The sequence below is a fragment of the Anaplasmataceae bacterium AB001_6 genome, assembly GCA_020002265.1.
In the GTDB taxonomy this organism is placed as follows: domain Bacteria; phylum Pseudomonadota; class Alphaproteobacteria; order Rickettsiales; family Anaplasmataceae; genus AB001-6.
Genome location: CP048228.1, coordinates 86,104 through 101,457 on the forward strand (window position 1 = coordinate 86,104; position 15,354 = coordinate 101,457).

The following is a 15,354-nucleotide window of genomic DNA, read 5'->3' on the forward strand; positions in this document are numbered from 1 at the left end:
ATGATGAGAAGAAAGTTTACGAAGCCTTCTGGAGAAAATAGAACAGCTAGGTTTTCTCCGCAAAAGAAGCAAAAGGTTTGCCCATTAAAAGATGTAGTTAATGAAGATATAAAGTTTAACAATATAACCCAGCTTTCGGAATTTGTATCTGAAGGAGGGAGAGTGTTACCTAGAAGAGCTACAGGTCTTTGTTGTAAGCATCAAAGGAAAGTTAGGGCTGTAGTGAAAATTGCAAGATTTCTCGCCTTAATACCCTTTTGTGCTAATCATAAATAGAGAGGGGTAATTTATGTCTGGTTTAATAAAAATTATTTTAATAGGAAAAAACATAAGATACGTCGGTTCTATAGGTGATGTTGCTTCTGTAAAACCTGGATATGCTGCTTATCTAGTGAGACAAGGATATGCTGTTTTTGCTACTAAGGCTGCTTTACGGGATTTAGAAAGTCAAAAGAGTGAGTATGTAAAAAAATTAGATGATAGTTTGGAATTTGCTAAAAAGCAGAAAGAGGCTCTATCTGATGTTGATTTAATTACTTTAAAAGTTCGTTCTACTGCTGAAGGAAAATTGTTTGGTTCTGTTACCACCAAAGATATTTCTCGTGAAATATCTGAGCGTTATAAAGTTGGCCTATCTCATGATAATCTAATTATAAGTGGTGCTGGTGCAATAAAAACTCTAGGTCAATATAAAGTTGAGATCTTTTTCTGCGATTCTATCTCACACTCTATTAACGTAAAAGTTGTCAGTGATCAGGAATTGTAGTTTTTTTATATTCTTTTTCTTGTAATTATATGGTTGTTGAGCGTTATAGTAGAGAAGAAATGTCTTCTTTATGGGAGCATGATAAAAAGTGGCGTATTGCTCTTGAAATAGAGGTCGCTGTTTGCGAATTTTTTAGCAAGATAGGGGAGATTTCAGCAGAAGATTACAAACAAATAAAAGACAAAGCTGATTTTAATTACGAAGATTTTTCTAAAATAGAACAAGATGTTAAACATGATTTTATAGCTTTTTTAACAAATGTTGCAAGTTATGTTGGAGAATCTTCTAGATTTATTCATAAAGGCCTAACTACTTCTGATATTCTTGATACTGTCCTTTCTATACAGCTTACGCGTTCTTGTGATCTACTTATATCTCTTGTTGATGATGTGTTGGATATCTTAAAAAAAAGGGCTTATAAACACAAAAATTTGTTTTGTGTTGGTAGAACTCACGGTATTCATGCTGAACCAACAGTTTTTGGGTTGCGTTTTGTACGTTTCTTTTCTGAATTTCAGAGACATAGAGAACGTTTGAATAGTGCTCGCAAGGAAGTTGCTGTATGTAAAATATCTGGTGCTTTAGGAAATTTTTCCAATGTGGACCCTAGGTTGGAGATTTTTATTGCAGAAAAGTTCGGATTATCTATAGAAAATGCAGCTTCTCAGGTCATTTCTAGAGATAGATATGCTTTTTTCTTTTCAATTCTAGGAGGAATTGCTTCTTCTATAGAAAATATAGCTGTCGAAGTTAGGCATCTACAGAGAACAGAGGTTCTTGAACTTTCAGAGTATTTTTCTGATAAACAAAAAGGTAGTTCAGCCATGCCGCATAAGAGAAATCCTGTTCTTTCTGAAAATTTAACAGGCTTAGCTAGAATGGTTAGGAGTTTTGTTATTCCTGCAATGGAGAACGTTGCGTTATGGCATGAAAGGGATATATCTCATTCTTCTGTTGAACGCTTTATATGCCCTGATGCCTGTATAACTCTGGATTTTGCACTAGATAGATTGAAAAATGTTTTGCAAAATTGTGTTGTTCATGAAAATAATGTGAAAAGGAATCTTAATGCTTTAAAAGGTTTGGTTTTTTCACAAAAAGTGCTTTTAAAATTAGTAGATGTTGGCTTTTCTAGGGAAGATGCATACCTTATAGTTCAGCAAGGAGCAGCAAAAGTATGGGATGGGAGTTCTGATAGCTTTTTTTCAGTAATTAGTGAAGATAACAGGGTTTCTGAGAAATTGTCGAAGGAGGAAATAGAAAGTTTATTTTCTACAGAATCTTTTTACAAAGGTGTAGATATAATATATGATAGGGTCTTTTAGATAGAAATATATATAAAATATTCCTATTTTGATGTTTTTTTGTTTTTTATAAAGCGTTTTTTTACACCTGTGGTGTTATAGTGTATTTACCTTTTCTTTTTTTTTTCGCCCTATGGTTTTATTAAGCAGCAATAAAGTTGATTTTTCCTTTAAAGCAGTAGATTTTTTTATGATTTCGGCTACCGATGATAAAAAATATTCATTTAATGATATAAGAGGCAATAAAGCTACATTAGTTATGTTTATATGTAATCATTGTCCTTATGTAAAAAACTCAATTGATTCAGTTATAGAATCTCTCCATAAATTTTCTCGTGATGAATTGGGGATTGCCGCTGTTATGTCTAACGATACAAAAAAATATCCTGATGATTCGTTTGATAATATGAAAAAATTTGCTGCTGAGAGAGGATTTTTTTTCCCTTATCTTTTTGATTCATCGCAGGATGTTGCTAAGAGTTATGGTGCTATATGTACTCCTGATTTTTTTGTATTCAATCAAGATAATTTTCTGAGATATAGAGGACGATCTGATAATAAAGAGCTAGAAAAAGCAATAGAGGATGTTATATTAAGCAAAAAAATATCTCAAGAACAAAAGTCTAGTTCTGGTTGTTCTATAAAGTGGTCTGATCATGGAAACTGAAATATATTCTTACAACAATTATCTTTCTGAAGTAATTTTTCTACTTGCAGCATCTGTTTTTGTTGTGACATTATTTTTTAGGTTAAAAATAAGCCCGATTATTGGTTATTTTGTAGCTGGAGCGTCCATTGGTATATACGGATTAGGGCTTGTTCATTCTACTGTTATATTGGAATATTTCGCAGAATTTGGGATAGTCTTTTTACTTTTTCTTATAGGGTTAGAGCTTTCTGTAGAACGGCTGATGTCAATGCGATTACACGTTTTTGGATTAGGCTCCTTACAAGTAATATTAACTGCTTTTACTGTCTTTTTTATTTGTCACTTTGTTTTCAATTTAGATAGCAAGGCATCTATAATTATAGGATGCGCGCTTGCATTATCTTCTACTGCTCTTGTTTTACAGGTTTTGCAGGACTCTAGCATGCAATCTACTCAAGTTGGAAGGTTTGCAATTGCTGTATTATTAATGCAGGATTTTGCAGTGGTACCTTTTTTAGTGCTAGTGCCTTTATTATCTAGTGGCGATGTAAATAATATTTTTTATCCCATTATTAGTTCTTTGTTTCGTGCAGTGATTGCACTGGTATTTATTTTTGCAGCTGGAAGAATACTTCTCAGGCCATTTTTCAAGATAATTGCTGCAACAAAAAGCAGCGAGCTTTTCATGTCTACAACTTTACTTATTGTATTAGGTTCTGCTTATGTAACAGAAAAAATGGATCTTTCAATGGCTATGGGTGCTTTTGTCTCTGGTTTATTGGTTGCTGAGACAGAATATAAATACGAGGTTGAAAAAGTAATTTTACCATTTAAGAAGCTTTTACTAGGGTTGTTCTTCATGACAGTTGGGATGTCAATGGATTTACATTTCTTGTTTAGTAATTTTCTATACATATTACTTGGGTCTATAGCTCTTGTTGTAGTTAAGACATTCATTATTTTAGTACTAGCTAGGTTTTTTGGTTTCAAAAGGGGATCAGCTATACAAGGTGGTTTATTGTTGTCCCAAGGGAGTGAATTTGCACTTATATTACTTAGCTTAGAAGGTAGTAAATTTTTAGTTGGAGATGAAATAATAAATTTCTTGATTTCTGTTGTTACTTTTACTATGGCTGTTACACCTTTACTTTCATATGTTGGAGGGCTGTTAGTAAAACACAAAAGAGGTTCTGTCAAAAATATGCTGGTGCTTGATTCAGGCTTTTCTGAGAATTCAATCCAAGACGAGGCAATAGATATAGATAAACATATTGTTATTATAGGTTTTCAAAAAGTTGGGAAAGTTGTTTCTAAAATGGTAGTTGATGGTCAAATGAATTATATCGCCATAGATATTGATGAAAAAGTAGTGGAGAAAGCTAAATCAGAGGGTTTTACTGTTTATCAGGGTGATGCCACAAAAGCAGCAGATTTAAAGAAAGTTGTTTCTGATAGAGCTTCTACCTTTGTTTTCACTACTACTAACATTAATGTTATTAAAAAAGCTACAAAAATAATTAACACTAAGTTTCCAGAGGCAAATGTTGTTGTTAGCTTAGAGGATTTTTCTAATGCTAATATGTACAAACAATTTGGAGTGCATAATGTTGTTGTTGAATCTTATGAATTAGGTTTGCAGTTGGGGGCAACAGCGCTTTCTTTTAATGGAATAAGTGAATATACTTTATCGGTTATAAAAAATAGATTTAGAAATTCTGATTATTTAACTTTGAGAACGTATGCAAATAACGATTCCAAAATCATTCATAAAAAATAGTATTTTTGTTTTGAGATTATAGTAATGGATTTTATAAAAGTATTTTTTGATATTGATAATATAAAAAATTTAGATATAAAAAGTGCTGCTCTTTTATTAATCCCGCTGTTTCTCATTTTGATGATGATTTTTCGTTCCATTAGTCCGCACATCAAATTACTCTTGATATCGGCTATAATTTCATTCTTTGCATCTTTTTTAGGGTCTGATAAAATCCCTGAACCTATTTCAAAATTCATACAACATAAAATCCCTTCAGGGGATGCAAAAGATAATAAATAATACTACAGAGATTTCAAAAGCCTTATTTTCTCGTTGTATTGTTTTTTCTTGTCAGAGTATATATAAGATCCAGAAACAAGAATATCTGCGCCATGTTCTTTTGCTGCAGAAGCGGTTTGTTCATTTATACCACCGTCTACACTTATATCTATATCTAAGTTTTTTGCTTTCAGTATAGTTTTCAATTTTGTCAATTTTTCCATTTGGCATTGCATGAAATCTTGTCCACCAAAACCGGGATTAACTGTCATTACTAAGACCAAATCCACATATGGCAAAGTATGGTATATAGACTCAATGTTTGTTGATGGCACTAGCGCAATACCAGATTTTTTTCCGGATTGTCTGATTTTTTGCAGAGTGCGACAAACATGGATTTCTGATTCAATATGAATTGTTATTATATCTGCTCCAGAAGATATAAAATCGTCTAGCAGATCAGACGGTCTATTGATCATAAGGTGGATATCCAAGATTTTTTCTGTCGCTTTACGGATAGACTGTATGACACATGAGCCTATTGTTATATTAGGAACAAACAAACCATCCATTACATCAATGTGTAGCATATCGGCTTCATCTGATAAATCTATTTCAGACTTCAAATTAGAGAAGTCAGCAGACAATATAGAACTGGAAACTTTCATAATGCAAAGGTAAACAAAAATGTGGCCCGGACAGGAATCGAACCAGTGACACAAGGATTTTCAGTCCTTTGCTCTACCAACTGAGCTACCGGGCCATAAGAGGCTGTATATTTAAAGAGTAAATATATCCACTATTATTTTATATTAAAAAGGATTTTATATACAGATATTTTTCTCATTTTTGACAAATTTTGCAAAAATAAGTACTTCGTCCATTTTGTTTTACTTTATTTATTAGATTATTACATTCTTTACAGCATACATTCTGTTTTTTATACACTTTAAAATGCTTTTGAAAATTACCACTATTGCCAACAGGAGTTTTATAATCTCTGATTGACGAACCTCCATGTAAAATTCCTTCTTTTAGTATTTTTATTGTGCTTTTCCAAATTCTTTTATATTCTGCACTTGAGATATCATTAGTTTTCTTGAAAGGGGAGATTTTAGCGTCAAATAATATTTCGCAGGCATATATATTACCTATGCCAGAAACTAAATTACCATCCATCAGAGCATTCTTTATATCTATATTTTTCCTGTTCATCTGTTCTTGCATTTTTGTACAAGAAAATTCTTCTGAAAGTGGTTCTGGGCCTATTTTATTTTTCAATTCTGTTATGTCTGATGCTAAATATACTAATCCAAAACGACGAGGATCATTGTATATTATTTTTTTCCCTTCTGATAAATTAAATACAATATGATTGTGTTTATCAGATATTTCAGACTCTGTTAAATTACCAGACATACCCAAGTGTATAACTAGAAAGTTTTTATCATCCAGCAAGATAATTATATATTTTGCCAATCTGTATATTTTTTTTATTATTTTATTTTTTAGTAATTCAGGGAGATCTATATCTACTTTTTTTCGTAATCTATGGTTTGTAACTATAACAGAGTGAATCTTTGTATCAGTGATTCTTTCACTTAGGTATCTGCAAATTGTCTCCACTTCTGGTAGTTCCGGCATTATTTTTCTTTTGCATTACTTTACGTCTGATAAGATTTTTCCGAAGGTTATCTACAACTTCTTTGGAAAGGGAACCTTTTTTTGTTTCATTGCTTTTCTTCATTTGTAGAAGGTTCTTTTATAAAATCTGTTTTGCAATTATATCAATATTTTTCTTATCATTAAATATAAACTGTATAATTATTTTACCTGTTTTTGGTGGGTCACATTTTCATTTGTGTTGGATATATTGCTAATTTATTCCATATAGGTTTATAATTTTTTTAAGGATTCTTTCAGCCGTTATAGCTCAGTTGGCAGAGTAATTCATTGGTAATGAATAGGTCCCGAGTTCGATTCTCGGTAACGGCACCACTATGGCGTTAATATCGCTTTGGTCTTTTTGATTATTTCTTTTCCTACAGGAGCAGCTGACGTTCCACCAGTTAGAGCTTTATTGTTTCTTTTTGGTTCATCTAGCATTATTGCTAATACATATTTTGGCTCCTCATAGGGGAAAAATGCTACAAAAGTCGCAATATTTTTATTTTTTACATATTTCCCATTGATATTTTTTTCTGCAGAACCAGTTTTTCCTCCTATTTTGTAGTTAGTGATTTTAGCTGATTTAGCGGTACCTCTTTCAACTGTTTCTAGCATTATTTTTCTTACTTTTTCTGAAGTTTCGCTGGATATTATTTTTTCTCTATTATTTTTTTTCCCCTTTATTATGGTGCTAGGGATGAAATAGCCATCATTTACCATGGTTGCTATTCCTTGAGTGAGTTGTAATAGCGATATTGCTACTCCATATCCATAAGATGCAGTAGCAGCAGTTGATTGAGACCATTTAGCAGGAACTATAGCATTTGATTTTTCAGAAATTTCTATATTAGGCTGTTCAAAAATGTGTATCTTATCAAAAAAGTCTTTTTGCTTCGAGGAGCCTAGTTTTTCCATTATTTGTAAGATGGCTTTATTTGAAGATTTTACAATCGCATCTGTTAGGGATATTTGCCCAATATTACTTATGTAATCACTTATTTTATAGTCTCCAATATGCATTTGTTTAGTTGTATCAAAGCTATCTTCGGTGGATACTAAAGAGCTATCTAGTGCGGCACTTACAGTAAATATCTTAAAAGCAGAACCCATTTCGTATAGACCAAATGTTGAGCGATTAAACGTATTATCAGGAGGGGTATTGTAAGGGTTATTAGGGTTGAAATCTGGAACACTTACAGTAGATATTATTTCTCCGTTTTTTATATTCATTAATATTGCCGCACCTCCAATAGATTGAGTTTCTTTATATGCTTTTTCTAATTCATCTCTTACTATATATTGAACGAATAAATCCAACGAGAGAGTTATGCTGTTATCTTCTATATAATTTGCTATTTCTTCTTTCTGTATATTTTTTTCTAAAAAGTGTTCAAAACCTGCTATTCCATTGTTGTCTATATCTACAAAACCTATAACGTGCGAAAATAAATTATTATGGGGATAGTATCTCTTGTTGCTTTCTATAAAGTGTAGAAAAGGAATTCCCTGATTTAACATCTTTTCTCTATCTTTAGCAGAGATATTTTTTTTTATCCAAGCAAATGCCTTGTTACTGTATATTTTATCTTTTAAATAGTTATATTGCATATCTGGAAAAAAGTTATGCAGATCTTTAAGAATTAACTCTTTTTCCAAAATTTTTTCTGGCTTTATATACAGTGAATAATGTGTTAAATCACCAGATAAAATAAAACCGTTTCTATCATAAATATTTATTTTATTTTGTTTAGCATGATAGAATTCTTTATCGATGACTAAATTATGTCTTTTTTGAGTGCGATTAGAATTTTTTTGTATCATTAGCATCTTAGTTATCAAAAGAAGAAAACCTATTATCATCAATATGTATATGATTAAAGACCTTCTCTTTGTTATCTTTAAAGATGGTTTCATATGAATTTTATGAGCTACAAATCGGAGATTATATAATGAAAATTATTGAAGGCAAAAATTTAAGAATTATCCGTGATGAAAAAATTATCATGGATAATGTTAATTTTAAAGTAGCAGAAAAAGAATATCTTAAAATAAGCGGGATAAATGGTAGCGGTAAGACTAGTTTTTTAAGAGCTCTTGCTGGCTTTATTTCTTTTGATGCAGGGAGTCTTTTTTATAATGGAAAAGAACAAAGCACTGGTTCTGATAGAAAAGATTATTCAGAGAAGTTGATTTTTTTAGGGAAAACTGATTTTATGTCAGAAAATATAAAAGTTATATCCAATTTAAAATATTGGGCTTCTTTTTATGAAACAGAAGAATTATTAATGCCTGCTGTCAGGTTTTGGTCTTTAGATGATGTGTTGGATATTCCAATGTATAAATTATCTTCAGGGTGGCAAAAGAGGGTATATTTTGCTTATGTGATGATATCCAACGCCTATATATGGCTAATTGATGAACCATTCACTAATCTTGATGATGATACTCAGGAGTTATTAAGCGGCCTTTTTGAGACTCGTAGAAGTCAAAGAGGTATCGTAATATGGACGAGTAATGTTAAGAGAGATATAATAGACACTGATAATGTTTTATCACTTTAAATAATTTCTTAAAAATGCGTTCTCAATGGTATTCCCTAAAAAATCTCTTGGACAACACTTCTTGAAAGATGATAGTGTTGTTCAAAATATCATAGATTTTGCTGGAGATCTTAGTGGGGTAAACGTTCTAGAAATAGGCCCTGGAAAGGGTATTGTGACAAAAAAGATACTTTCTAAGGATGTCTCTAAAATGTTCGCAATAGAAAAAGATAGTCGCTTCACTAACCATCTGCAAGATATAAAAAATCATTATACAAATTTTGATTTTGCTATCTGCGATTTTATACAAACTAATTTATTACATTTTAATCTCCACAATTTTAAGGTGATAGCCAACCTTCCTTATAATGTGGGAAATAATATCTTGATGAAATTAATTAATGAATATTCAGAAGAAATCATAGATATGACACTTATGTTCCAAAAAGAGGTTGCAGAAAGAATATGTGCAACACATGGTAAAAAATATGGCAAACTATCTGTAGTAGTACAACTTATGTGTGATGTTATCTATGGCTTTGATGTGAATGCTAGTAGTTTCGCTCCACCACCTAAGGTTGAATCTTCAGTCATAAAAATAGTCCCTAGAAAAAACCTTACCTTGGATTTTGACTTTTCTTTGTTTCTACAAATAGTCAGTGCTGTTTTTAATAACAGACGTAAAATGATACGCAAGACCCTTGCTACATTATGTGACAATATAAATGATATATCTTCTGTTGTAGATTTGAGTAAAAGACCAGAAGATATATCAGTTACAGAGTTTTGCAATATAACTAGAACTATTCAAAAGAATATTTAGATAATGAATCCCTTCTTTCATTTTTCTAATCATCCCTACCAAGGTTAAAAATGGATGTCAAAATAATGATCATTACGCTAACACCGTATATGCCGAATAATAGCTTCTTGTAATAGCTGGTTTGTTCTTCTGGTTTATTATCTTCAGGTTCATGATTTGCTGTATCTGCTACAAATAGATAACGATTAATGACTTGTCCATCATCGTTGATTTTTGTAGATAGAATATACCTAGGCTCTTCGTTGTCATCTCTGCATCCTGCAAATAGATGACTAGGAGTGGTCTTTGCACACCAAAGAAATTCCCATGCTACGTCATCGTACATATTTAAATTGCCTTCCCCAAAAAATAAAATATAATATTTTGCTACACTTTGTTACTGCTTTAAAAAACACATACAAGAACCTTTTGTATTCTACATTCCTTTGTGTGAAAAAAATAGATTACTGATAGAGTCTGGCAATGTATTAAATCTCTCTAAAAGAATGTTTAGATACATGAACCCTTCTTTCATTTTTTTAATCACGATCACCTCCCTCTCTTACTAAAGTTATGACTGAAGATCACAGCAAAGAATACTATGCCAACAAGACAGCATATGCTTAACCATGACGGTGTGTTTGAGTTGGATTGATCTTCTTCTTCTACTGGTTTATCATCTGCTGGTTTATTATTTTCTGCTACAAATAGATAACGATTAACGACGTTGCCTTCACCGTTGATTTTTGTAGATAGAATATACTTAGGCTCTTCGTTGTCATCTCTGCATCCTGCAAATAGATGACCAGGAATGCCACTTTTATCGAAATCAAATGCCCATGTGTCGTTTTCGCGACTATCCATATCTAAAGTTTCGTTTGCATTATTATCCATATTTAAATTACCTTTCCCCAAAAAATAAAATACAATATTTTGCTATACTTTGTTACTTTTTTAAAAAACATGTATAAGAATATTTTGTATTTTACATTCCTTTGTGTGATAAAAAAATAGATTGCTGATAGAATCTGGCAATATATTTAAATCTTTCAAAAGAATGTTTAGATACACTGAAAAATTTCATTTTGAAGCAGTAAATCGAATGAAAGAAATAAAAAGTAAGGTATAAAATTATACTTCTAAAAGAATAGTGTATGTTGAGGAGTGCATATTCTTTAGTCAAAATAATTCATCAGAGGGGTTCTGAGTAAATACAGCAGGAGTATTTACTCGTGTTTTTAATCTACATCATCTATGTTCACTTTTTGAAAATCTTTTCAAGACACAATGCAAATATAATGGCGATAATAAAAGTAGCGCACGATGCAAGACACAATGAGCGATATTTATCATCATGATTGTCTGGATAGGAGTGCTGATGTTTGTTATACATCAACATGATGAGGGAATTGACTTGTTGCATCCAGAATTATACGATGAGTCAAAAAGTGAGCCAAAAGCCATACCTAAATCAATATAAAAAAATATTTGAAGAATTACTATTCTTCTTTTATGTTTAAATATCAATTTAAGCATTTTTTAATAAAAATAGAAGGATAATGATGTTATAATTTTTGCCATTAAGTACATCAATAACCAGAGTTATCTTATCTTGTTTGGATTTTAACCTTTTTCTGTTTTTACGAATAGCTAATCCCTATTTTAACATCATGATTAGAATGTGCAAAATTATATGGCGTACCATTTTTTTATCAGATAGAAAAGGCCGTAGCCTAAGATTAATGAAATGCTAAATTGTATACCTTTGATAATCTCACTGGCTTCTTTTTGCTGAGCAGAAGAGTCTTCACTAGATGTCTTACAAATGGTACTGGGTGATTTATCATAAGATTCATCAATAATTGATTCCTCACTAGATGTCTTACAAATGGGATTGGATGATTTATCATAAGGGTTATCTATCGATGACACACTGTCTGCATTTAAATCCATGTTTAACATAAGGACCTCAAAAATGATAAAAATATTCAACGACTTATTGTCTATTGCGAAGCTGATGATCCAGTTTTTAGACAATAACAATAATCATATTACTATTTTCGTATATATAAAAATAAATACAATACTAATTATAATATAATTTTATTTTCTAAAATAGATTTTTATCATGGGGATAAGAAAAACAAGAACACCAACAATCACAGAGATTGCATTTGTAGTATTATAACTAGTCATAAAATTATAAATTCTTGTTGTTAAGCTTTCTTTTTCCTGAATAGTAGATTCTTCAGTAAATAACTCTACAGATGATTTTTCTACAATAGGTGGCTCTTCAACATGTAGTTTCTCAGAAGATGAGATGTGTATTTCTGGATCTGAACTCGAGTTTAATTCGAACATATAACAACCTTTTAAATTTAATAAAAATTATTTAAGAAATATTTGGATCCTTATAACTAAAACCAGAGCGCACCAGCTTAGCGAATGCACACATAACACAGCTGATTACATAAGTGATAGCAGATCCTATGCCAGCTAATATAAGGAATTCTATTGGATTCTTACAAGCGAAGCTGCTTAGCTCTTCAAGATTTCTTTCTTCAGTGGCAGATTCAAGAAATATCTTGGCCTTAATAATTTTATCTTCATGCGTATTAGGATCTTCAAAAAGTATTTTGGCGCTTATAATTTTTTGTTCTGTTTTAGAGAGTGTGTGTAGTTCGAGAGGTATACCTAGAAAAATTAATTTCTCGTTATCTATTGAATCAGAGGCATTCTTTAAAAAATCTAAATTATTTGGGTTATTAGAAGGTTTTTCATCATCAGAAAAATAGTCATCCATTATTATTTTATATTAATTAAAATATCCATACGTTTACATACAATAATAGCATATTTATTTTGTAAATAAAATACTACTTTTGGCATTCACTAAACAAGAAAAGAAGGAACAAATTTCTTCATTGAAAATAACAAGAGTGATTTAGTAGTGTGGATATTATTATACTCTGGGCTTTCAAATAGTGCAGGGAATTTTTGATATAACGGAATTTGGCCAAAAATACGTAATAGAGATAATATCCCATTTGCTGGAGATATAAAATTTAGAGGATCAAAATAACTCATATTAAAGATTTTTCCAGGTTTAATATAGCTTTTAATCTTATTTGTATTATCGATAAAAAAGGAATAAGTAAATACGGTACTTTGCGAATTATCATTCAAAAAGATAATAGAGTCTTTATCTGTGGTTGGCATAGAATTTTCAACGGGATATCCATTATAAAAAAAATCAAGTAAGGGACTTTGCGAATTACCATCCAAAAAGATAGCAGAGTCTTTATCTGTGATCGGCATAGAATTTTCAATGAGATATCCATCACACAAACGATCATATAGATTACATCCTACTCCTAGGCCTAAAATAGTCTGACTAAAAGAAATCATTAATTATTAAGTTCCATTTTTTATACTTCAATGTTTACAGAAATTATTTATAGTACCAATATTTGTAAAAAATGACTCCTCATGGTTGTTCGAGGTGTTTCCGTTTTCTTGATCAATAGAAAGTTCAAAAGGCATAAGTGAATCAATTTGATGACATAAAATCAATGCATATATCGCCAAGATATTGCATGTAACTAGCTTATTAAAACATGTTAGTAAAATATCATCCAAAAAATCAAATACATATAACTTCTCTTTAATAGTATATCAAAGCAGAATTTATTTTGGAAGTTAATATTTTTTCATGTCAAAAAGGTAAAAAACTCTACTTTGAAAATAAAGATACTGAAATATACGTCAAAACGATAGATCATGTGAAAGATTATACAATCTAAAGGATTGCATAAATCTTCTAAAAAGCAATGATATTAACAGCATTGACATGGCTTATGAAAACAATGGTAAATAGATATTCTGTGAATCATTTTCTTGATGATAATTCACAAAGAGATATTTTTACGCCCGGTAATGGGTTATGAATCCCCGTATATTAATGCTGAAAGAGATAGTATAAAAATCGTATAAGGCACTATAAATAATCTGCTAAAAAACCCAATACCTTGCCACATTCATATACTCTTCCATAATTATGATCTTCAATAAAATCATTATATTTTTGTGCATACATTTCTTATTCCGTATCTGTTTTTAAATCCCCATATAAAAGAAGCTAATGTTTTAGTTTTTTAAAAAAACTTCAAACAAGTAAAAGTAGTCTTTTGCAAATTATTCATGATCGATGCCTTAACAAATTACGTTGTATTAAAAATTCCTAATAACCTATCTGTTAAAAAAAGTACCAAGCATGATACTACAACACCTACACTAAAACCTATAAATATTGCGTTTGCTTCTATGTTATCAGAATCAGTGCCATTCATTAGAAAATTATAATACTTCCACACTCCTACTGTCTCGATAACATCTTCCGCCATTGATGTGTCATACGGTTCGGCTATTAATTCATATGTCATATCCAATTTTACCTAAATATATTAGACAATCATTATAACATTAATTATTTAGATTATTGAGTTAATCTTTTAATCTTTTTTGACAAAGACAAGAAGGAACAAATTTCCTCATTGAAAACAACAACAAAGATTTGCTAGTATGAATATTATGATATTCAGGATCTGTAAAAAGTTTAGGGAATATAGGGTACAAGAAAGAATTGCCTATAGCACGCACTATGGATAAAACAGTATTTAATGGCGAAATGAGATTTAGAGGATCGGCATAATTTTCCAAAATAATTCTTCCTTTTGATGGTGGATCTTCATCAATAAAAAGACCTTCTGAGGTTTCTGTGTTAGATTGCAATATTATATCAGGTCCATATTTTAAATATGATAATATTAAGACACGCTGCACCGAAGAACCTAGTATATTCATGCCCATTTCCGCAATATGATTATCAGCAATAAAAAGTGCCATATCGTCCATTTTGGATGTTCTAATAAAGTAAAGAGCAATTAACTATTATATCATAGTAAGGTACACATGATATAATACACATTTAAAGTAAGATTAAACCATTGTATATAATAAGGTACAATTTTTTGTTCTTGTTTGCGATCAAAGATGTCAAATATCTGTCTTGTAAAAAAATTACTGAACTATAGGATAGATTATTTATAGATCAAAGACAAATGATGGATTATTCGAAGATTGTATATTATCAAATGAACTCATGCTAAGATCCCCAAAGCTTTCCGATGGAGAATAATCAAAAGCTGATTCATAAAAAAAGCACGTTAAATAAGAAATTGCACACATACTAAGGATAAATAAACCTGTACTTTCTAGCATTTTATAGGAGACATTGTTTGTATCTGATACATGATAAGTCTTTTTTAGAGTATCGTTAAGATCGGTGATTTTATTGAATATTACCATAAAAATGTATTGTAAAAGTAAACATTATTTTACAATATTGTTATGTTGTAAAAGTATTAATGTCAAGTTTTTTTTATATTAAATAAAGAATAAATCTGTCATCTTATCTGATTGGTCAAAATAATTGGTGGAGTCTTGCATAAAAATAATCATTAATATGAAAGAAATAGAAGTCAAATTTAGAATAACTTTCTTTACTAAGCTACTAAATTTGAAATGC

20 protein-coding genes and 2 tRNA genes are annotated in these 15,354 nt (G+C 30.7%); 8 read left to right on the forward strand and 14 right to left on the reverse strand.

Annotated features, from left to right (window positions below):
* Positions 1-3: 3 nt before the first annotated feature.
* The 5 genes from rpsR (at position 4) to GUI12_00435 (ending at position 4,496) form a co-directional block, all read left to right on the forward strand.
* Positions 4-276 carry a 30S ribosomal protein S18 gene (gene rpsR, locus GUI12_00415; GenBank protein ID UAT42631.1) on the forward strand — a complete coding sequence of 91 codons (273 nt, stop codon included), beginning with the start codon at positions 4-6 and terminating at the stop codon, positions 274-276.
* Between the two features lie 13 nt (positions 277-289).
* Positions 290-766, forward strand: coding sequence for a 50S ribosomal protein L9 (gene rplI / locus GUI12_00420; GenBank protein ID UAT42632.1), 477 nt, complete (start codon positions 290-292; stop codon positions 764-766).
* A gap of 29 nt (positions 767-795) precedes the next feature.
* Positions 796-2,091, forward strand: a complete 1,296-nt coding sequence (locus tag GUI12_00425; GenBank protein UAT42633.1) for an adenylosuccinate lyase — start codon at positions 796-798, stop codon at positions 2,089-2,091.
* Between the two features lie 112 nt (positions 2,092-2,203).
* Positions 2,204-2,737: a thioredoxin family protein gene (locus GUI12_00430; protein ID UAT42634.1), complete on the forward strand. Its 534-nt coding sequence runs from the start codon at positions 2,204-2,206 to the stop codon at positions 2,735-2,737.
* A complete protein-coding gene (locus GUI12_00435; GenBank protein ID UAT42635.1) occupies positions 2,727-4,496 on the forward strand; it encodes a potassium transporter in 1,770 nt (589 codons plus the stop codon). Before GUI12_00430 ends, GUI12_00435 begins: the two co-directional genes overlap by 11 nt.
* Here the strand turns inward: GUI12_00435 and GUI12_00440 are convergent.
* The 4 genes from GUI12_00440 to mutM form a co-directional block, all read right to left on the reverse strand.
* Entirely contained in the window at positions 4,484-4,735 is a 252-nt protein-coding gene (locus GUI12_00440; GenBank protein ID UAT42636.1) for a hypothetical protein, read from the reverse strand. The genes GUI12_00435 and GUI12_00440 overlap by 13 nt on opposite strands.
* 45 nt (positions 4,736-4,780) lie before the next feature.
* Positions 4,781-5,428: a ribulose-phosphate 3-epimerase gene (gene rpe, locus GUI12_00445; protein UAT43427.1), complete on the reverse strand. Its 648-nt coding sequence runs from the start codon at positions 5,426-5,428 to the stop codon at positions 4,781-4,783.
* A gap of 19 nt (positions 5,429-5,447) precedes the next feature.
* A tRNA-Phe gene (locus GUI12_00450) sits at positions 5,448-5,520 on the reverse strand.
* A gap of 80 nt (positions 5,521-5,600) precedes the next feature.
* Positions 5,601-6,401: a bifunctional DNA-formamidopyrimidine glycosylase/DNA-(apurinic or apyrimidinic site) lyase gene (gene mutM / locus GUI12_00455; GenBank protein ID UAT42637.1), complete on the reverse strand. Its 801-nt coding sequence runs from the start codon at positions 6,399-6,401 to the stop codon at positions 5,601-5,603.
* A 278-nt stretch (positions 6,402-6,679) separates the two neighbouring features.
* On the opposite strand from mutM, the gene GUI12_00460 reads away from it, so the two are divergent.
* Positions 6,680-6,755 (forward strand) — tRNA-Thr (locus GUI12_00460).
* Here the strand turns inward: GUI12_00460 and GUI12_00465 are convergent.
* Complete coding sequence (locus GUI12_00465; GenBank protein ID UAT42638.1) at positions 6,756-8,339, reverse strand: penicillin-binding protein 2; 1,584 nt, start codon at positions 8,337-8,339, stop codon at positions 6,756-6,758.
* Positions 8,340-8,374: 35 nt separating this feature from the next.
* Here GUI12_00465 and ccmA point away from each other — a divergent pair, with 35 nt between their 5' ends.
* Both ccmA and rsmA read left to right on the forward strand, forming a co-directional pair.
* Positions 8,375-8,986, forward strand: coding sequence for a heme ABC exporter ATP-binding protein CcmA (gene ccmA, locus GUI12_00470; GenBank protein ID UAT42639.1), 612 nt, complete (start codon positions 8,375-8,377; stop codon positions 8,984-8,986).
* A 25-nt stretch (positions 8,987-9,011) separates the two neighbouring features.
* Positions 9,012-9,788 carry a ribosomal RNA small subunit methyltransferase A gene (rsmA, locus tag GUI12_00475; protein ID UAT42640.1) on the forward strand — a complete coding sequence of 259 codons (777 nt, stop codon included), beginning with the start codon at positions 9,012-9,014 and terminating at the stop codon, positions 9,786-9,788.
* Positions 9,789-9,813: 25 nt separating this feature from the next.
* Here rsmA and GUI12_00480 read toward each other — a convergent pair whose 3' ends face one another.
* From GUI12_00480 to GUI12_00520, 9 genes are all read right to left on the reverse strand, one after another.
* Positions 9,814-10,113 (reverse strand): hypothetical protein, encoded by a 300-nt coding sequence (locus GUI12_00480; protein UAT42641.1) that lies wholly within the window; start codon positions 10,111-10,113, stop codon positions 9,814-9,816.
* A gap of 203 nt (positions 10,114-10,316) precedes the next feature.
* Complete coding sequence (locus tag GUI12_00485; GenBank protein UAT42642.1) at positions 10,317-10,661, reverse strand: hypothetical protein; 345 nt, start codon at positions 10,659-10,661, stop codon at positions 10,317-10,319.
* A gap of 795 nt (positions 10,662-11,456) precedes the next feature.
* Entirely contained in the window at positions 11,457-11,729 is a 273-nt protein-coding gene (locus tag GUI12_00490) for a hypothetical protein (GenBank protein UAT42643.1), read from the reverse strand.
* A 141-nt stretch (positions 11,730-11,870) separates the two neighbouring features.
* Positions 11,871-12,128 carry a hypothetical protein gene (locus GUI12_00495; protein ID UAT42644.1) on the reverse strand — a complete coding sequence of 86 codons (258 nt, stop codon included), beginning with the start codon at positions 12,126-12,128 and terminating at the stop codon, positions 11,871-11,873.
* Positions 12,129-12,159: 31 nt separating this feature from the next.
* Positions 12,160-12,570, reverse strand: a complete 411-nt coding sequence (locus tag GUI12_00500; GenBank protein UAT42645.1) for a hypothetical protein — start codon at positions 12,568-12,570, stop codon at positions 12,160-12,162.
* Between the two features lie 89 nt (positions 12,571-12,659).
* Positions 12,660-13,175, reverse strand: a complete 516-nt coding sequence (locus tag GUI12_00505) for a hypothetical protein (protein UAT42646.1) — start codon at positions 13,173-13,175, stop codon at positions 12,660-12,662.
* An 812-nt stretch (positions 13,176-13,987) separates the two neighbouring features.
* Positions 13,988-14,209, reverse strand: a complete 222-nt coding sequence (locus GUI12_00510) for a hypothetical protein (GenBank protein ID UAT42647.1) — start codon at positions 14,207-14,209, stop codon at positions 13,988-13,990.
* A 61-nt stretch (positions 14,210-14,270) separates the two neighbouring features.
* On the reverse strand, positions 14,271-14,681 hold the full coding sequence (locus tag GUI12_00515; protein ID UAT42648.1) for a hypothetical protein: 411 nt from the start codon (positions 14,679-14,681) through the stop codon (positions 14,271-14,273).
* Positions 14,682-14,870: 189 nt separating this feature from the next.
* On the reverse strand, positions 14,871-15,134 hold the full coding sequence (locus tag GUI12_00520) for a hypothetical protein (GenBank protein UAT42649.1): 264 nt from the start codon (positions 15,132-15,134) through the stop codon (positions 14,871-14,873).
* Positions 15,135-15,354: the final 220 nt, after the last annotated feature.